General features: G+C 66.1%; 19 protein-coding genes and 1 tRNA gene. 10 read left to right on the top strand and 10 right to left on the bottom strand.

The window, feature by feature from the left end; genetic code table 11:
- Positions 1-111: 111 nt before the first annotated feature.
- Genes rpsF through rplI form a run of 3 tightly spaced genes read left to right on the top strand, consistent with a single transcriptional unit; the run spans position 112 to position 1,355 of the window.
- On the top strand, positions 112-468 hold the full coding sequence (rpsF, locus tag G5A46_RS12295) for a 30S ribosomal protein S6 (RefSeq protein ID WP_163849664.1): 357 nt from the start codon (positions 112-114) through the stop codon (positions 466-468).
- A 29-nt stretch (positions 469-497) separates the two neighbouring features.
- Positions 498-725 (top strand): 30S ribosomal protein S18, encoded by a 228-nt coding sequence (rpsR, locus tag G5A46_RS12290; RefSeq protein ID WP_008328567.1) that lies wholly within the window; start codon positions 498-500, stop codon positions 723-725.
- A gap of 12 nt (positions 726-737) precedes the next feature.
- Complete coding sequence (rplI, locus tag G5A46_RS12285) at positions 738-1,355, top strand: 50S ribosomal protein L9 (RefSeq protein WP_163849663.1); 618 nt, start codon at positions 738-740, stop codon at positions 1,353-1,355.
- A 171-nt stretch (positions 1,356-1,526) separates the two neighbouring features.
- Here the strand turns inward: rplI and G5A46_RS12280 are convergent, their stop codons facing one another.
- The 5 genes from G5A46_RS12280 to G5A46_RS12260 all read right to left on the bottom strand — a co-directional run bounded on the left by G5A46_RS12280 (position 1,527) and on the right by G5A46_RS12260 (position 5,021).
- Positions 1,527-1,970, bottom strand: a complete 444-nt coding sequence (locus tag G5A46_RS12280) for a hypothetical protein (protein WP_163849662.1) — start codon at positions 1,968-1,970, stop codon at positions 1,527-1,529.
- 167 nt (positions 1,971-2,137) lie between these two features.
- Positions 2,138-3,466 carry a trigger factor gene (gene tig, locus G5A46_RS12275; RefSeq protein WP_163849661.1) on the bottom strand — a complete coding sequence of 443 codons (1,329 nt, stop codon included), beginning with the start codon at positions 3,464-3,466 and terminating at the stop codon, positions 2,138-2,140.
- Positions 3,467-3,587: 121 nt separating this feature from the next.
- A complete protein-coding gene (locus G5A46_RS12270; protein WP_163849660.1) occupies positions 3,588-4,295 on the bottom strand; it encodes a L,D-transpeptidase in 708 nt (235 codons plus the stop codon).
- Between the two features lie 54 nt (positions 4,296-4,349).
- On the bottom strand, positions 4,350-4,796 hold the full coding sequence (locus tag G5A46_RS12265) for a hypothetical protein (RefSeq protein WP_163849659.1): 447 nt from the start codon (positions 4,794-4,796) through the stop codon (positions 4,350-4,352).
- A 140-nt stretch (positions 4,797-4,936) separates the two neighbouring features.
- Positions 4,937-5,021 (bottom strand) — tRNA-Leu (locus G5A46_RS12260).
- A gap of 349 nt (positions 5,022-5,370) precedes the next feature.
- Here G5A46_RS12260 and G5A46_RS12255 point away from each other — a divergent pair.
- A complete protein-coding gene (locus G5A46_RS12255) occupies positions 5,371-5,859 on the top strand; it encodes a Hint domain-containing protein (protein ID WP_163849658.1) in 489 nt (162 codons plus the stop codon).
- Positions 5,860-5,922: 63 nt separating this feature from the next.
- Here G5A46_RS12255 and G5A46_RS12250 read toward each other — a convergent pair whose 3' ends face one another.
- Positions 5,923-7,461: an NAD(P)H-hydrate dehydratase gene (locus tag G5A46_RS12250; RefSeq protein ID WP_163849657.1), complete on the bottom strand. Its 1,539-nt coding sequence runs from the start codon at positions 7,459-7,461 to the stop codon at positions 5,923-5,925.
- A 158-nt stretch (positions 7,462-7,619) separates the two neighbouring features.
- On the opposite strand from G5A46_RS12250, the gene G5A46_RS12245 reads away from it, so the two are divergent.
- From G5A46_RS12245 to G5A46_RS12235, 3 genes are all read left to right on the top strand, one after another.
- On the top strand, positions 7,620-7,958 hold the full coding sequence (locus G5A46_RS12245; protein ID WP_163849656.1) for a P-II family nitrogen regulator: 339 nt from the start codon (positions 7,620-7,622) through the stop codon (positions 7,956-7,958).
- A 30-nt stretch (positions 7,959-7,988) separates the two neighbouring features.
- On the top strand, positions 7,989-9,395 hold the full coding sequence (gene glnA, locus G5A46_RS12240; RefSeq protein WP_163849655.1) for a type I glutamate--ammonia ligase: 1,407 nt from the start codon (positions 7,989-7,991) through the stop codon (positions 9,393-9,395).
- Positions 9,396-10,063: 668 nt separating this feature from the next.
- A complete protein-coding gene (locus G5A46_RS12235) occupies positions 10,064-11,059 on the top strand; it encodes a hypothetical protein (RefSeq protein WP_163849654.1) in 996 nt (331 codons plus the stop codon).
- Between the two features lie 3 nt (positions 11,060-11,062).
- Here the strand turns inward: G5A46_RS12235 and G5A46_RS12230 are convergent, their stop codons facing one another.
- Positions 11,063-11,836, bottom strand: a complete 774-nt coding sequence (locus G5A46_RS12230) for a heme-dependent oxidative N-demethylase family protein (protein ID WP_163849653.1) — start codon at positions 11,834-11,836, stop codon at positions 11,063-11,065.
- Positions 11,837-11,977: 141 nt separating this feature from the next.
- On the opposite strand from G5A46_RS12230, the gene G5A46_RS12225 reads away from it, so the two are divergent.
- The gene (locus tag G5A46_RS12225) at positions 11,978-13,192 is read left to right on the top strand and encodes a bifunctional alpha/beta hydrolase/OsmC family protein (protein ID WP_163849652.1); all 1,215 of its coding nucleotides are present in this window, start codon (positions 11,978-11,980) and stop codon (positions 13,190-13,192) included.
- A gap of 125 nt (positions 13,193-13,317) precedes the next feature.
- Here G5A46_RS12225 and G5A46_RS12220 read toward each other — a convergent pair whose 3' ends face one another.
- Positions 13,318-14,331 carry a LysR substrate-binding domain-containing protein gene (locus G5A46_RS12220; protein ID WP_163849651.1) on the bottom strand — a complete coding sequence of 338 codons (1,014 nt, stop codon included), beginning with the start codon at positions 14,329-14,331 and terminating at the stop codon, positions 13,318-13,320.
- Between the two features lie 192 nt (positions 14,332-14,523).
- Here G5A46_RS12220 and G5A46_RS12215 point away from each other — a divergent pair, with 192 nt between their 5' ends.
- The gene (locus G5A46_RS12215; protein ID WP_163849650.1) at positions 14,524-14,778 is read left to right on the top strand and encodes a DUF6552 family protein; all 255 of its coding nucleotides are present in this window, start codon (positions 14,524-14,526) and stop codon (positions 14,776-14,778) included.
- 93 nt (positions 14,779-14,871) lie between these two features.
- Here the strand turns inward: G5A46_RS12215 and G5A46_RS12210 are convergent, their stop codons facing one another.
- The gene (locus tag G5A46_RS12210; RefSeq protein ID WP_163849649.1) at positions 14,872-15,465 is read right to left on the bottom strand and encodes a biotin transporter BioY; all 594 of its coding nucleotides are present in this window, start codon (positions 15,463-15,465) and stop codon (positions 14,872-14,874) included.
- Positions 15,462-15,947, bottom strand: a complete 486-nt coding sequence (locus G5A46_RS12205; protein WP_163849648.1) for a DUF6314 family protein — start codon at positions 15,945-15,947, stop codon at positions 15,462-15,464. Before G5A46_RS12205 ends, G5A46_RS12210 begins: the two co-directional genes overlap by 4 nt.
- Positions 15,948-16,039: 92 nt before the next feature.
- Between G5A46_RS12205 and purB the strand changes: the two genes are divergently transcribed.
- Complete coding sequence (gene purB / locus G5A46_RS12200) at positions 16,040-17,347, top strand: adenylosuccinate lyase (protein WP_163849647.1); 1,308 nt, start codon at positions 16,040-16,042, stop codon at positions 17,345-17,347.
- Positions 17,348-17,557 lie beyond the last annotated feature (210 nt).

Below are 17,557 nucleotides of genomic sequence, written 5' to 3'. Positions count from 1 at the left end.
CTATAGGAGCGGTTCCTTCCGCACGGAAATCGAACCGCGCAGACTCTCGTGGAGGGGCCGCGGAAGGTCAGGCCCTCCTATGAAATGCGCCTAGATAGAAATGGAGTGCACATGCCGCTTTACGAGCATGTTTTCATCTCGCGCCAGGACCTGTCCAACACGCAGGCCGAAGGGCTCATCGAACATTTCGGCACCGTGCTTGCCGATAACGGTGGCAAGCTGATCGACCAGGAATACTGGGGCGTCAAGACGATGGCCTACAAGATCAACAAGAACCGCAAGGGGCATTACGCCTACCTGCGGACCGATGCACCGGCCGATGCCGTGCAGGAGATGGAGCGTCTGATGCGTCTGCATGACGACGTCATGCGGGTTCTCACCATCAAGGTGGACACCCACGAGGAAGGCCCCTCGATCCAGATGCAGAAACGTGACGACCGCGACGATCGCCGTCGTGAACGTCGCTGATCCCGTCTTGAAGAAAGGAGCCTGAACCCATGGCTGCAAAACCGTTTTTCCGTCGTCGCAAAGTGTGCCCCTTCTCCGGGGACAACGCACCCAAGATCGACTACAAGGACACGAAGCTGCTGCAACGCTACATCTCCGAGCGTGGCAAGATCGTGCCCTCCCGCATCACCGCCGTCTCCGCCAAGAAGCAGCGCGAACTTGCGCGCGCGATCAAGCGTGCCCGCTTTCTCGCCCTGCTTCCCTACGCTGTTAAGTAAGGAGCAGAACCAATGGACGTGATCCTTCTTGAACGCGTGGCCAAGCTGGGCCAGATGGGCGACATCGTGTCGGTCAAGCCGGGCTTTGCCCGCAACTACCTGCTGCTGCAAGGCAAGGCGCTGACCGCCTCGAAAGAGAACATCGCCCGCTTCGAAGCCGAAAAGGCACAGCTGGAAGCGAACAACCTGGAAACCAAGAAAGAGGCCGAAGCCCTGGGCGAGAAGCTGGATGGCGAGACCTTCGTGGTGATTCGCTCCGCTTCCGATGGCGGCAACCTCTACGGCTCCGTCACCCCGCGTGACGTCGCCGCCGTGGCCACCGAAGGCGGCTACACGGTCGAGCGTAAACAGGTCATCATCCCGCTTCCGATCAAGGAACTGGGCCTGCACAATGTCGACATCTACCTGCACCCGGAAGTCGAAGTTCAGATCACCCTGAACGTCGCGCGCTCCCCGGAAGAGGCAGAGCTTCAGGCCTCCGGCAAATCCATCCAGGACGCCGCAGCCGAAGAAGAAGCCGCAGCAGAATTCGAGATCGCGGAGCTTTTCGACGATCTCGGCTCCGCCGCATCGGATGACGACGACCAGCCCGCGCCCCGCGCCGAAGCGCAAGGCGACGACGAAGACTGATCCCCGGCGGATCGGCCTTTCGGCGCGTTGAACAGATCGAAACGGGCCGCATCTCCGGATGCGGCCCGTTTTCGTATGGGTATGGTGTGGCAATGCTGCTATCCGCCCCTTGGCGCTCCGGCGGCACCGCCGCCATCAGGCGCCCGCCGCTCCTCCCGCCAAGGGCGCCCGTCAGGTTCTGCAGAACGGCAGGCACAGGTTGCGGGCCTTCAACTCGTTGATCATCGACCGCGCCCGCACCAGCGCGTTGCGCCGGACAAAGCAATCGCCCTCGAACCCACCGCCCGGCAATTCGCGGGAGATGCACTCCACCAGGGGCGCGCGCAGCATGGTTGTGATCACGAATTTGGCCTCCCGGCCTTCCTCGGTGGAGAAGTCCGGGCAATCCATGCCCGCCAGATGAATGGGCTGTCCCTGAAACAGGACCAGATTGCCGCGCAGCGCCTTGGTCTGCCCCTTGGGCAGGCCATTCTGCCCCTGCCCCTGCGGCGGGACAGCCGCGCCGTCCTGCGCCCGCATCGTATCGGGCAGGGCCAACAGCGCCGTCACCAGCGCCACCACCATCACCCCTGCCCGCGCCGCGCCGGCGCCGCTTTGCCATCCGCTCCCGCCCATGCGATCCGCCTCCCGATCTCCGACGCAGACTAGCCGCCCGCCCCCGCCCTGCAAGCGGCCGGGGCTGCGACATGCGGTCCCGGAGGAGGCGCGGAAGCCGGTCGCCGCCACGAAAAAGGCCGCCCCAAGAAGGGCGGCCAATTCTCACTCCGATACGTGGGAGAGGATCACTCCTCGTCCAGCGCCTCGACAGCTTTCTGAAGATCCTCGCGGGAGGTTTCTTTCTCGGAAACCTCGGCCAGTTCGAAGATGTAATCGACGACCTTGTCCTCGAACAGCGGAGCGCGCAGCTGTTGCTGCATCTGTGCGTTTTGCTGCACGAATTCAAAGAACTGACGTTCCTGACCCGGATATTGACGCGCCTGCGTCAGGATCGCCTGGGTCATCTCCTGGTCGGTCACTTCAACCTCGGCCTTCTGGCCCAGCTCCGCCAGCAGCAGGCCCAGGCGCACGCGACGCTCCGCCAGTTTCACATGTTCTTCGGTCGGCTCGACCTTGTCATGATCGTGGCCTTCGACGTCGGGGTTTTCCTCGTGCCACAGCTGATGCGCGATCTGGCCCGCTTCGGCCTCCACCAGGCTGGGGGGCAGTTCAAAGCTGACAACATCGTCCAGCTTGTCCAGCAGGTCACGCTTCATCACCGCGCGGGCGGCACCGGCATATTCGGCCTCCAGGCGCTCACGGATCTGGTCCCGCAGGGCGTCCAGCGACTCGGCTCCGTATTTCTTGGCCAGCTCGTCGTTCAGCTCTGCGGCCTTGGGGGCCTTCACTTCCTTGATCGTGCAATCAAAGGTGGCTTCCTTGCCGGCCAGATGCTCCGCACCGTATTCCTCGGGGAAGGTGACCGTCACGGCCTTTTCCTCGCCCGCGGTCACGCCGGTCAGCTGCTCTTCAAAGCCGGGGATGAAGGAGTTGGACCCCAGCACCAGCGGATAATCCTCGGCAGAGCCGCCTTCGAAGGCCTCGCCGTCGACCTTGCCGACGAAATCCATGACGACCTGATCGCCCTCTTCGGCGGCGCCGTCCTTGGCGTCGAAATCCTGTGCGCTTTCGGCCAGGTTTTCCAGCGCTTCGTCAACGGCGCTGTCCTCGGCTTTCACGGTCATCTTCTCAAGGCTGACGGCCTTCAGATCGACTTCGGGGATCTCGGGCAGGGCTTCGTAGGACATGTTGACGACGACATCGTCGCCCTCTTTCCATTCTTCGCCGGCCTGCATCTCCATCGCGGGCTGGGCCGCAGGGCGCTCGCCGCTGTCCTCGAAATGCTGGGCCATGGCACCGTCCACGGCTTCCTGCATGGCTTCGCCCAGCAGACGCTGGCCGAACTGCTTCTTCAGCAGCGCCATCGGCACCTTGCCCTTGCGAAAGCCCTTCATTTCCACGTCGGGCTGGGCTTCGGCCAGTTTTTCGTTGACCTTGCCGTCCAGTTCATCCGCCGTCACGGTGATCTGGTAGCCGCGTTTCAGGCCGTCTTTCAGGGTCTCGGTGACCTGCATGTTGCGTCGTCCTTTTATCTCGGTCTCGGCCGCGCGGGCGGCGTTGTAAATCAGACGCCCTTCTATGGGCGCCTGTTGGCTGTTGCAAGGGCTAAACCCCGCCCCAGCGGCGCGCAGCCGGTCAATAGACCGGTGTCAGCCCCTTCGGCTTGAACGACGGCAGCACGATCACCGACGCCCCGTGCACCGACCTGTCGTGCAGGTGGATGACATCCTGGTCCAGCATGCGGATACAGCCCGAGGACACCGACCGCCCGAGTTCCTGCGGCACCGCGTCACCATGCACACGGTACAGCGTATCGACACCGTTCTGGAACAGGTAGAGCGCCCGCGCGCCCAGCGGATTGTCCGGCCCCGGATCCATGCCGCCATTCGCCACCGAATAGGGCTCCAGCTCCGGTTGGCGCGCGATCATGCTGGCCGGCACCTTCCAGCGCGGCCAGTCGCGGGTGAATTGCAGCCGGGCCGTCCCCTCCCAGTCGAAACCGGCAGCGCCGACACTGACGCCAAATCGGGTGGCGGTCTGCGCGTCCTCGACAAAGAACAGCAACGCTTCGTCCGGGTCCACGACGATGGTGCCATGCGGGTGCTGCGGCCAGGGGTTGGTCACATCCTGGCGCCAGTATTTCGGGGCCAACGACCCTTCGGCGATCGCGGGGATGGGAAAGGGTTCGTCATCGATCGCGCCGTAGAACTCCGGCAGCGGCGGATATTTCGGAGCGGGCGGCGTGGCCGGGGCGGCGCGGGTGGCGGCCTCCGGCGCGGGACGGGTACAGGCGGCAAGACCTGCCGCCGCGCCCAGGGCGACGAAACTGCGTCGGGTAAACATGTGGGGTATCCTTGTTGGTCTGATCACGGGGGGCCTTGCGGGCCGATGGCGGGATCAGGACCGGCGCGGCGGATCGCGCGGCGGCGCGGGGTCCAGCGCGGCCACAAGTCGGTCATTGGCCGGCATCGGCAGCCGGGCGCGCCCCGGTTCCAGCCGCGGCGGAAGCGGCGCGCTCAGCGCCGCGTCGGGCGGACAGGGCACGCCCGCAACCGCCGCCACCGTACAGCGCCGCGCCTTGGCCCGCAGATGCCCGCCCGTTGGCGCGGCCTCGGGCCGGGCGATGCCGGCGTCCGGGACAGCCAGGCCCATGTTGACCTGCCCCGTGTTGATCGGCGCCGTGTCGGCCCTTGGCATGGGGGCATGTGGCGTGACGGACGATTGCTGATGCTGCGCCTGAAGCCGCGCAACCTTCGCCGCCGCCGTCATGCCGCCCAGCGGCAGCAGAAGCAGCGCCATCAGGACCAGGACGGCCGGGCGAAGGATCAGGGCGAAACGCGACATCCCCCCTCAATTACGCCTTTTGCGCGCCAAGCCAAACGCGTTCCCCCGACCCGGCAGGGAAAAAGCGGCCACGGCAGATCACATGATCGCGAGCCGCCCGGCCCGAAGACACCGAGGCCCGGCATTGGGAATTGAAAAAATGGTGCGGGTGAAGGGACTTGAACCCCCACGCCTTGCGGCGCCAGAACCTAAATCTGGTGCGTCTACCAATTCCGCCACACCCGCACGTTCCGGGGCGATCGCGCCGCCGGTGCAGCGCTGAATATCAAAGTGCTGCGCGGGTTGCCACGGGAAAAATCCGTCGGACCGTTGCTTCTTTACCGGCTGTTAACACTTGCGCGCATACAGTCCGCAAAGGCCAGGGAGAGGAGGAAACAGGTTGACACTTTGCGACAAAGCCGGGCGATGGGGCCGCATCCGGGGCAGTCTTCGCGCGGTTTGAGGGTGATTTGGGGGTGAATTGTGGCCAAAACGGGGCGCGGACTGCCCCAATGCCCCCCAATTTTCCGGAAATATACCCAATTCCGCCGTATTGGGACGAAAGGATAGGTCCAGTGATCAAGAGGATATGACTATGAAGGCCCTTGCCAAACTCCGTGGCCTCGCAAATGTTCCCGCCAAACCGGCAACGCCCGCCTCGGGCCTGACGGTCGGAACCCATGTCCTGACCCTCGATGGCGAGCTGCCGGTCCAGTTCCTGTCCGCCGGTGACCGCGTGGTCACCCGTGACAGCGGCATGGCCCTGGTCCGCGGCCTCCGCCGGCGCAAGATCACATGCGACACCGTGCAGATCACCGCCGGCTCCCTGGGTCACAAGCGCCCCGAGGGCGACACCCTGCTCCCCGCAGGGCAGAAGGTGTTGGTCCGGGATTGGCGCGCCCAGGCGCTCTTTGGCAAGAAATCTGCCCTGGTGCCGGTGTCGCGCCTGGTCGACGGCGAATTCGTCAAGCTGATGGGACAGCAGGTCCTGGACGTCTACGAGATCATCTTTGACCGTGATCACGTGCTATATGCCAGCGGCCTGGAACTCGCCGCCGAAACGCCCGCGACGATATCGCGCTGACAGGTCAGGATGGCGCACGGGATCGGCTGACCCGACCGCTCCACTCCCCCAATTCGGTTGCCGCTACTGCACGCCCAATCCGGACATGACCGCCGGCAGGGCCTCTGGCAGATCCTCCGCAATCAGTCCCGGCCCGACCTGGCGCGCGGCGCTGACATGCAGCCACGCCCCGGCGCAGGCAGCTTCGAAGGGATCGACACCCCGTGCCAACAGACCAGTGATCATCCCCGCCAGTACGTCGCCAGCCCCCGCCGTCGCCAGCCAGGGTGCCGCCCGGTCATAGCGCGCCGCGTTGATCCGAACCTGCCCATCTGGCGCCGCGATTACCGTGTCCGGCCCCTTCAGCACCACCACCGCACCCGTGCGCGCGGCCGCCATCTGCGCCGCCCCGGTCCGGGACAGCGCCGAAGGAGCCTCCGGGCCTTGTTTCAGCCGCGCCGCCAGGTCCGGGAACAGCCGGGCGAATTCGCCGCCGTGGGGCGTCAGCACCACGGCCCCCGGACGGTCGGCGAACAGCGCCGCCCCCTTCTGCGCCAGCGCGCTCAGGGCGTCGGCATCCAGAACCACCGCGCGCTTCGCGTCCTGCACCACGGCCAGCAGCTCCGCCGCCCGCGCCACGCCCAGTCCGGGACCCAGACACAGCGCGTTGATCCGGGCGTCCTGCAACATTGCCTCGAACGCCGCCGCATCGTCGATCCGGGCCAGCATCAGGGCGGTGATCTGGGCCGAAACCTCGAACATCGCGGCACCGGGTGCGCCCAGCGTCACCAGCCCGGCACCGATGCGCAGGGCGGCCCGGGCGCTCAGCCGCGCGGCACCTGTGCGCCCGGCGCCCCCGGCCAGCACCAGCGCATGGCCATGCCCGAACTTGTGCGCAGCACCCGATTTGCGCAACAATCCGGGGTCCGGCGCGCAGGTCATCCCGATGGCCCCGCCCTGCCCCGCAAGGCCCAGATCGACCACCGCCACCTGCCCGCAATAATCCGGGCCGTCCTCCAGGTAATGTCCCGGCCGCGGCGCCTGGAACGTCACGCATAGATCGGCGGCCAGCGCCGCGCCGCCGGTCCCGACGCCAAAGACGCGCCCCGTTTCGGCGCACAGGCCGGTGGGCAGATCCACGGCCACCACCCGTGGCCCCTCGCCCCTCCGCCGCAGTGCCGCCAACCCGGCAAACACTGCGCTCGTCACCGTAACCGGCCGGCGCAACCCGATCCCGAACACGGCATCCACCACCAGGTCGGCGCCCTGAACCGCTTCCACCGTGCAGGCCTCCAGTGCGGTGATCGGCCCGTTCCAGGCCGCGCGCATCGCCGCCGCATCGCCAGACAGCGCGGCCACGTCGCCCAGCAGGTAGACCGTGACCGCCCATCCCCGCGCCCGCAGCAGCCGCGCCACGACGAATCCGTCTCCGCCATTGTTGCCCGGCCCGCACAGCACAGCCGCCCGGCGCGGGCCGAAGGCCAGCACCGGCCAGCGCGCCAGCAGCGCCCTGACGACGCCTTGGCCCGCGCGGTCCATCAGTGCCGCGCCGGTGGTCGCACCGCGTGCGATGGCGGCGGTTTCCAGGTCTCTGATTTCGCGACAGGTCAGCAATACTGTCATGTTTTTCTCAAATCGCCCAATTCTTATGCGATGCGCCTATTTATCGTGCGACGCCTTCGCCCGCATCCGCCGCCGCACCCTTTCGGAGACGTTAGCCAATTGTGGCTGGTGGGGGAAAGTGATCTGACCGGGGGCGACGTATCTGCGAGGAGTTTCCGATGAAAAAGATCGAAGCGATCATCAAGCCGTTCAAGCTTGATGAGGTGAAGGAGGCGCTTCAGGACGTTGGAGTCCAGGGTCTCTCTGTCATCGAAGTCAAGGGCTTCGGCCGCCAGAAGGGCCATACGGAGCTTTATCGCGGCGCCGAATACGTGGTGGATTTCCTGCCCAAGGTGAAGATCGAGGCCGTGCTGGACGACGATCAGGTCGACAGCGCCATCGCCGCGATCATCGAGGCTGCGAAGACGGAAAAGATCGGCGACGGCAAGATCTTTGTCACGCCCGTGGAACAGGCCATTCGCATCCGCACCGGGGAAACCGGGCCGGACGCGCTCTGACATAGAAAATCAACGAAGGGATAACAAAGCATGAGCAAAGACAAGGTTCTCAAGCTTATCAAGGACGAAGACGCGGAATACGTGGACATCCGGTTCACCGATCCGCGCGGCAAGCTTCAGCACGTCACCCTGATGTCCGATCAGGTGGACGAGGACTTCCTGGAAGAAGGGTTCATGTTCGACGGGTCCTCCATCGCCGGGTGGAAGTCCATCGAAGCCTCCGACATGAAGCTGATCCCCGACACCGAAAGCGCCTATGTCGATCCGTTCTATGCGGAAAAAACCGTGTGCATTCACTGCTCCGTCGTGGAGCCCGACACCGGCGAGGCCTATGACCGCGATCCGCGCGGCACCGCCGAGAAGGCCGAGGCCTACCTGAAATCCACCGGCATCGGCGATGTGGCCTACATGGGTCCGGAGGCGGAGTTCTTCCTGTTCGACAATGTGAAGTTCTCCAACGCGATGAACAAGGTCTCCTACGAGGTCGACGCGCTGGACGCCTCCTGGAACACCGACACCGATTACGAGATGGGCAACACCGGCCATCGTCCCGGCGTCAAGGGCGGCTATTTCCCCGTCAACCCGATCGACGACGCGCAGGACATCCGGTCCGAGATGCTGTCGACGATGAAGCGTCTGGGCATGAAGGTGGACAAGCACCACCACGAAGTCGCCTCCTGCCAGCATGAGCTGGGCCTGATTTTCGACAGCCTGACCAAGCAGGCCGACGAGCTTCAGAAATACAAGTACATCATCCACAACGTCGCCCAGGCCTATGGCAAGTCCGCGACGTTCATGCCCAAGCCCATCGCGGGTGACAACGGCACCGGGATGCATGTGAACATGTCCATCTGGAAGGACGGCAAGCCGCTGTTCGCCGGGGACAAATATGCCGACCTCAGCCAGGAGGCGCTGTATTTCATCGGCGGCATCCTCAAGCATGCCAAGGCCCTGAACGCCTTCACCAACCCCTCGACCAACAGCTACAAGCGGCTGATCCCCGGGTTCGAGGCGCCGGTGCTGCGCGCCTATTCCGCGCGCAACCGTTCGGGCTGTGTCCGGATCCCCTGGACCGAAAGCCCCAAGGCCAAGCGCGTCGAGGCCCGGTTCCCCGATCCCTCGGCCAACCCCTACCTGTGCTTTGCCGCGCTGCTGATGGCCGGCATCGACGGGATCAAGAACAAGATCGACCCCGGCGAGGCGATGGACAAGAACCTGTACGACCTGCCCCCCGAGGAACTGGCCGACATTCCCACCGTCTGCGGCTCCCTGCGCGAGGCGATGACCGAGCTGGAGGCCGACATGGACTTCCTGCTGGCCGGCGACGTCTTCACCAAGGACCAGATCGAAGGCTATATCGGCCTGAAGATGGAAGAGATCGAGCTGTACGAACACACGCCGCACCCGGTGGAATTCCAGCTGTACTACAGCTGCTGATCCCCGCCGGATCGCGACAGACCCGAAAGGCGCCCTGCGGGGCGCCTTTTTTTATGGCCAGCAGTCGGGCGCATTTCCCCCGCCTGCCCCCCCTGGGACTGCCCGGTCGCTACTGATTGCTCCGCGCCCCCACCTTTGGTGCGTTCCGCCCGGGGCCCGGCGGCCGCAGATCCCTGACCTGACAGCCATCCCATCCGTCAATGCCCCCGCCCGCCATGCCATCACGGCAACCGTATCAGCAGACTGAAACGATATCGGTCAAATCGTCTGGTTGCGCGAAAACGTTTCCCTCCTGACACAATCTGTGTCACGCCTGTCACAGTTTCTTCACATTCCCATAAGAAAGCCACGGAGTGGCCCGAAACCCGCGCAAACCGCCGCAACATTCATCGATTTCCGCAAGGAGGGCCCCTTGATCTTTGCAACAGGCGATTCGAAGCAACTGCCGTTTTCGGGGCCGATTGACCCGCCAATCAATCGACAAGGGCGGAAATGTGGCTTTTCGCCCTCTGACCCAGCGCCCCCGCCCCATTCCCGGCACAATGTGGCGATCGAAAGGCGTACCGCCCTGAAAAGACCTCGAAGTCTTAACTTTAGCGGGTGTGACGACCAATTTTCTCCCTAAACGGGTGTCATGTTCGAAGCATGGGAACAAACAGGACAGCAAAATGTCTCGCACCTTCGAAGCACTGAAATCCTTCTCGGCCAAATCGGCCCCGCAGGTGTATCAGGCCGGACTTATCTTCACTGACGAAAGCGACGTTGCGATTGCGCAGCTCACCTACCCGATCCTTGCCGTTATGCAGGCGTTCGGCCAGGAAGCGCAGGCGGAACCCGAGCTTGATTTCGATCGCATCCGCATTCAGGGTGCCACATTGGATGTCGAGGCGCAGATCTTCGACAGCCCCGAAGCGGACCCCGACACGCATTGCGTGGTCCGTCAGGACAAGAACACCCACCTGGACGCGGTTTCGCGCCAGGCGCTGGAAAACCCGACCTTCTGGTTGCACGTCACGATCAAGGAACATGGTCGCGCCGAGGGCCAGCACCCCGAAGCGTCCAAGGCCATGCTGGCGGAACTGCTGCACCATTGCATCGCCGCCACCGGCGCACCCTTCGTGCAATGGCTGAACGGCGACACGGTGCTGACCTCACGCCGGTTCCAATCCGCCTTCTCGCCGATCCTGATGCCCGCTGACGAAGCCTTCGTCGACGAGATCGACATGGATACCGAGGACCTGGACACCCAGGCCGCAGGCGATGCGATCTTCCCCGAGATCGAGGAAAACGCCCTCGATGCCCGCTTTGCGGCGCTGCGGGACGAGGCGCGTCAATCGGCCCGCCAGGCCAACACCTGGGTCGGCACCGATCCGGCCCGCGTGGCCACCCGCTCCATGCGGGAGGAAATGGCCTCCCTCGCCGAGGTGTTCCGCACCACGCCCGAGGAAGAGGAAGAGGAGCGCCCGATCGAGGCGCGGTTGGCCACCTGGACCGTGAATGCCACGGTTGCCGTGATCAACCCGCCGGTCGCTGCCACCCTGGCCGCCTACAACCTGGTCAAGGGCGAGGATTTTCGCATCTCCACCCATGCGCTGACCCTGACCGCGGTCTTCGCCGGGCTGGGCGGAACGACGGCCAACGCCGCCAGCTTCCTGTTCTTCTGACCCTCAGTCCTGTTCTGCGTCCCGGCGCAGGACAAAGGTGTGAATCCCAAACACGACCGCCCGAGAGGAAGGCAGGCGCCACAGCGTCTGCCTTTCGCTTCTCAGGTATTTCATCTTTTCGCGCCGCGCCCGCGCCGGGTCGATCGGCGCCCCTTCCCGCCGGGGTTGGAACAGCCTGAAATCCTCGTAGGGCAGATGGTTGAACCGCCACAGCGGCCGCCCCGTCTGCACCCCGTCGAACAGCCGCTGCACCCGCTTGGCGATATTCTCGTCATACGAATCCACCGGGCGGTGAATGCGCACCAGTGGATGGCCGATCTTTTCCGCCAGCGTCCAGCTGGAGGGAAAGCACAGGACAGCGCCGGTCAGCACATGCTCCGCCGCCCCTTCGGGTTTTTCCAGCAGGCAGAAATCCTGTTGCACAAGCCGCCCCAGCGTGATCAGCGGCAGCGTCGGATCCAGCGCCACGATCGTCCCGTCGGGCCGGGTGATCCGCGTGCCCTCCCGCACATAGCCGGGATCGCGGCACAGCAGGTTCAGCACCTCCTCCAGCAGCTCCTGCGCGGCAGGAAGCGCGCCGGGACGCAGGTCCGTCACAGCCGCGCGGTGGTCCGCCAGCAGCCGGTCGCGCAGCGCCATCTGCGGGGCATGGGCCTCGTCGCGCAGGATCAGCTCCGCCTCTGCCAGCGGGGCGATGCCGGGCAAGGGGCGCAGGCCGTCCGCATCATAGGGCAGACGGGTCTGAAGGATCGGGGCGGGTTGCACATGCGGGTCCATGATCGAACCCTAGCCGGGCGATCACCCGGCCTCAACTCCGCGTGACGCGGGCGACATGGGGTTGCCCGCCGTGCCACCGGGCGTCACCTTCCCGCGACATCCCGCCCGCCCCGTCACGCCCCTTCGCACAGGTCCGTCCCCATGCCCACACAACGCATCACCTTTCCCGGCCGCGACGGCCTGAAACTTGCCGCCCGGCTGGACATGCCGGACGGTCCGGTCCTGTCGGCGGCGCTGTTCGCCCATTGCTTCACCTGTGGCAAGGATATCGCGGCGGCCAAGCGGATCTCGCAGCGGCTGGCATCGGCGGGCTTTGCCGTGCTGCGGTTCGACTTCACCGGGCTCGGCCATAGCCAGGGGGAATTCGCCAACACCACCTTCCACAGCAATGTCGAGGATCTGCGCCTCGCCGCCCGCTGGATGGAGGAGAACGGCCATCCCCCCGCGCTGCTGATCGGCCATTCGCTGGGCGGTGCGGCGATCCTGCGCGCCGCCGGCGATATTGTCCCGGCCCGGGCCGTGGTGACCATTGGCGCCCCCGTCGATCCCGCCCATGTCACACATAATTTCGGCGACGCGCTGGAAGAGATTCGCCGCGAGGGCAAGGCGCGGGTGCAGCTGGGGCCGCGCGCCATCCATATCGGCCGCGACTTCCTGGACGACATCGCGCAGGCCCGGCTGGAACCCGCCATCCAGGGGCTGCACCGGGCGTTGCTGGTGCTGCATGCACCGCTGGATGACGTGGTGGGAATCGACAACGCCACCCGGATCTTTCAGGCCGCGCGCCATCCCAAGAGCTTTGTCACCCTCGACGACGCAGATCACCTGGTCAGCCGCGCCGCCGATGCCGATTACGCGGCCGAGGTCATCGCCGCCTGGGCCGGCCGCTATCTGGACCTGTCGCCGCCGCCCGCGCCCCCCGGCGCGCCGGAGGGCGTCACCCGCATCAGCGAGGCCGATCCCGGCGGCTTCCTGCAGGACATCACCAACGGGTCGCATCACCTTGTCGCCGACGAGCCGGAGGCCTATGGCGGCACCAATCGCGGGCTGTCCCCCTACGGCCTGCTGGCCGCCGGGCTGGGCGCCTGCACCTCCATGACGATCCGCATGTACGCCCGGCGCAAGGGCTGGCCGCTGGATCATGTGCAGGTCGACGTCACCCATGACAAGGTTCACGCCCAGGACGCCGCCCCCGGCCATGCCAGCCGCGCCGACAGCTTTACCCGGCTGATCCGGTTCGAAGGCGCGCTAGACGCCGAGCAACGGGCCAAACTGCTGGAAATCGCCGATAAATGCCCGGTCCACCGCACGTTGGAGCAAAGCTCTCACATCCAGACCCGGCTGGTAGAGGACTGAGCCGCCTGCCAGCAGCCGACCCCTTCGCGGTGCGCTGTCCGCGGAAACCGGCGCGCCGCTGGCCGGCCCGGACGTTTCAGCGCGGGGTCCGCGCGCAGCGGTCCGCACCAGCTCAGATGTGCGCCCTATGCCTCGCCGCCCTCCGACCGGGCCATGCGCAGCAGCCAGTCGCGCACAATGGCCTGCGCCTCACCGGTTGCGGCGCGGGGCGCGATCAGGTGGAAATCCTGCACACCCGACAAAACGTGATCCACCGGACTGGCCAACCGGCCCTCCGCCAGGTCGCGACGCACCAGGAACCGGCTGGCCAATGCCACGCCCTGCCCGGCCAGCGCGGCGTCCAGGCACAGCGATGTCTGGCTGAACCGCAGCCCCCGCGTGCCGCGCGGCATGCCACCTGCCAGCCCGTCGAAGAACACCGGCCACAGCCCATGCGTGTCATGCAACAGCGTCATCCCCGCCAGCGCCCGCGCCCTCAGCGGCAGGCGTTGTCCGGCCAGAAGATGCGGCGCGCAGACCGCGACGACCTGCTGGCGAAACAGCAGATCGGCGCGCAGGCTGGCGCCAAACGGCGGCTCGGACTGGCGGATCGCCAGGTCGACGGCATCCGCATGGAACCGCTCGACCCGTTCCGTGGCCGAGATCCGCAGATCAATGCCGGGGTGGCGGGCGGTGAAATCCGCCAGACGCGGGATCAGCCATTTTGACGCCAGCGTCGGCGTGACGCTGACGGTGACCCGCGCAGGCTCCGGCCGCAGCTCGGCCGTGGCGCGGGCGATGCGATCCAGCGCATCGCTGATTGCTCCATGGTAGCGCCGGCCCGCATCGGTCAGGGTCAGCCCCCGCGCCCGACGCAGGAACAGGGCCAGGCCCAGCCGCGCTTCCAGCCCGCGCACCTGCTGCGCAACGGCGCCCTGGGTGACGCCCAGTCCCTCCGCCGCCGCACGAAACGACCCGGCCCGCCCGGCGGCGGCAAAGGCCCGCAGCGCGGTCAGTGGCACATCGCCAAGGTTCGGATCAGGGTCTGCCTGGCCAGCAGCTGCCCCCTCGGCGGGCGCCGCGCCCGCCAGCCCGTCCGATTGCGCCTGATCCGGGATCCCCGGACCGGCCCCCACCGGTTCGCGGTCCTGACCTGCCATCACCCTCACCTCCGCATCCGTCTGCGTCGGCAGCGGCCCTGGCCCCGGCGGAGCGCCCTTCTCAGACACGATAGTTTTCCTGCACCCTCATGACATCCCTTCTGGCTGGTCACCACAGCCTAAGGCACCTAGCTGCTGTTTCACAAGCCTCACGCCCCATACCCAGCCCCAAACACAAGGACCCCCGGCATCATGGCAATAGAAAACCTGACACCCGCCGTCGCCACACAGGCACGGCTGGCATTTGTCGTAAAATGGGTCGCCTCCGCCATCCAGATCGCGGGCTACGCGGCCACGGGGTTCGGCTGGACACCGGCGAACCTCTACCTGTTCCTGGTGGGCGTGCTGGGGTGGTTCGCCGTGGGCGTGCTGTGGAAGGACCGCGCCATCATGCTGGTCCACCTGGTGGCGCTGGCGGCAATGGTCGCGGGAATGCTGGGGCGATAGCCCCCAGCGCCCGGCCCCGTCGCGCGGCGCCGCACACAAAAAGGGGCGCGGCCCATGGCGCGCGCCCCTTGCCTGTTGTCCTGTCCCGCGCGGTCAGGCGCGGGCGGTACCGATCAGCTTCCACAGCGCCGGCAGCAGCAGCGCCGCCAGCGCCAGTTTCATCGCGTCGCCCACCAGGAAGGGTGTCAGCCCCCAGGCCAGGATCGGCTTGTCCAGCCCGTACAGGAACGCCAGCCAGGCCAGCCCGGGAACATAGAGCACCACGTTGCCCAGCAACATCGCCGCGCCCATCCAGCCGACATTCCGGTCCCAACCGCGCCGCGCCAGCACACCCAGAAGCACCGTCGCCATGACATAGCCCACCAGATAGCCGCCGGTGCCGCCCAGCATGTAGTCGATGCCGTTCACCTCGGCGGTGGAGCTTTGGAACACGTCGAACCCCAGCATCCCGATCAGCATGTAGCCCATGATCGTCACCAGCCCCAGGCGCGGGCCATAGGCGGCGCCGACGGTCAGCACGGCAAAGGTGCCCATGCTGATGGCCACCGGGGACGGCGGGATCGGCAGCTTGATCTTGGCCATCACACTCAGCAGGGCGATACCCGCCACCACCAGAACCGCCTGTTTCAGCCGAAGCGCCACGCCTTCGGACGGCCCGAAGGCCTCGCTCAGAACCTGTGTCGTCATTGTCCCTCCTCCTGTTCGGAACTGTTGTTGACCCCGATTTCTGCCCCAGCCGTCGCACCCTGGCAAGCATTGCTTGCAACCGGCAGGAGATGAGAACTCATGCAATACGCCTTGCGCGGGCCATGCACACGCCAGGTGACCCGCCATTCCGGCCAGGCCGACAGGTCATAGGTCACGGCGTAGCTGTCGGGCGGGCAATCGTGATGGGCCGTCGGATGATCCTGCGCGGGATCGAAGGCGTGGAAAAACCGCCCGTCCGCGAAATCCACGCGGATCAGCCCGGCCTGCGCCCGCCAGTGATATCGGCGGGTGGCGCGCATCTGCTGGCCCGCCATCCGCATCACGCCGTCCTCTGCCTGCCACAGCCCGCCGTCGCCTGCGGTGAACCGCACCTGCCCGGCGAACCGCGCGTCCGGCCCGGCGGAATTCTCCACCATCCGGTCGATCCGCCACAGCCCCGCGAAATCCCACAGCCCCGGCATTCATACCTCCTGCCTGCAACCGGGGCGCGCGCCCTTGCCGCCCCTGCCCTGCCGCAGTAAGGACCAGCCCAACCGGAGTAAAGGAGCCGCCGATGATCCCGCGTTATTCCCGTCCCGACATGGTCGCCATCTGGGAGCCTGCCACCAAGTTCCGCATCTGGTACGAGATCGAGGCCCACGCCTGCGATGCCATGGCCGATCTGGGCGTCATCCCCCGCGAAAACGCCGATGCCGTTTGGAAGGCCAAGGACGTGGAATTCGACGTCGCCCGCATCGACGAGATCGAAGCGGTGACCAAGCATGACGTGATCGCCTTTCTCACCCACCTGGCCGAACATGTCGGCAGCGAGGAGGCCCGGTTCGTCCATCAGGGCATGACCTCCTCGGATGTGCTGGACACCTGTTTCAACATCCAGCTGACCCGCGCCGCCGACATCCTGCTGACCGGGATGGACCGCGTTCTGGCCGCGCTGAAGACCCGCGCGATGGAGCACAAGGACACCGTTCGCGTCGGCCGCAGCCATGGCATCCACGCCGAACCCACCACCATGGGCCTGACCTTCGCGCGCTTCTACGCCGAGATGGACAGGGGCCGCGCCCGCCTGCTGGCCGCGCGGGACGAAATCGCCACCGGCGCCATCTCCGGCGCGGTCGGCACCTTTGCCAATATCGACCCGGCGGTCGAAGAACATGTCTGCAAGCAGCTGGGCCTGACGCCGGAACCGATCTCCACCCAGGTGATCCCGCGGGACCGGCACGCGATGTTCTTTGCCACGCTTGGGGTCATCGCCTCCTCGATCGAGAATATCGCCGTGGAAATTCGCCACATGCAGCGGACCGAGGTTCTGGAGGGCGCGGAATTCTTCTCCATGGGGCAGAAGGGGTCTTCCGCCATGCCGCACAAGAAGAACCCGGTGCTGACGGAGAACCTGACCGGGCTGGCCCGTCTGGTGCGCATGTCCGTGATCCCGGCGATGGAGAATGTCGCCCTCTGGCACGAGCGGGACATCTCCCATTCCTCGGTGGAGCGCGCGATCGGACCCGATGCCACGGTGACGCTGGACTTTGCCCTGCACCGGCTGGCCGGCGTGGTGGAGAAGATGCTGATCTTCCCCGATAACATGTTGGAGAACATGAACAAGTTCCCCGGCCTGGTGATGAGCCAGCGGGTGCTTCTGGCCCTCACCCAGGCCGGTGTCAGCCGCGAGGATGCCTATGCCATGGTGCAGCGCAACGCGCTGAAGGTCTGGGAAGAGCGCGTCGATTTCCAGGAGCAGCTTCTGGCCGATGCCGATGTGGTCGCGGCTCTCGGCAAAGACGGCATCAAGGAGAAATTCGACATGGGCTACCATACCAAGCATGTCGATACGATCTTCAAACGGGTCTTCGGCGACAGCTGAGTCTCCTTGCCGGGCGGAGCACCCGCCCGGCCCCCCACCCGCGTCGCCCCGCGCCCGCCCGCATTTGCCAGCGCCAGCCCGCCGCGCGCACCCGGTCCGCCCTCTGCCTTTTCAACCCTTGCGCAGCTTTGCCCCCTCCGGCTTGCCCCCTCCGGCTTGCCCCATTCGTCGCGCGGCTTACCTGTCCCTCCACTCCGGCCCGCACGGCCG

The sequence above is a fragment of the Pseudooceanicola aestuarii genome (assembly GCF_010614805.1).
In the GTDB taxonomy this organism is placed as follows: Bacteria; Pseudomonadota; Alphaproteobacteria; order Rhodobacterales; family Rhodobacteraceae; genus Pseudooceanicola; species Pseudooceanicola aestuarii.
Note: the sequence above shows the minus strand (reverse complement) of the source record. Positions and strands in the feature narration are given on the sequence as shown.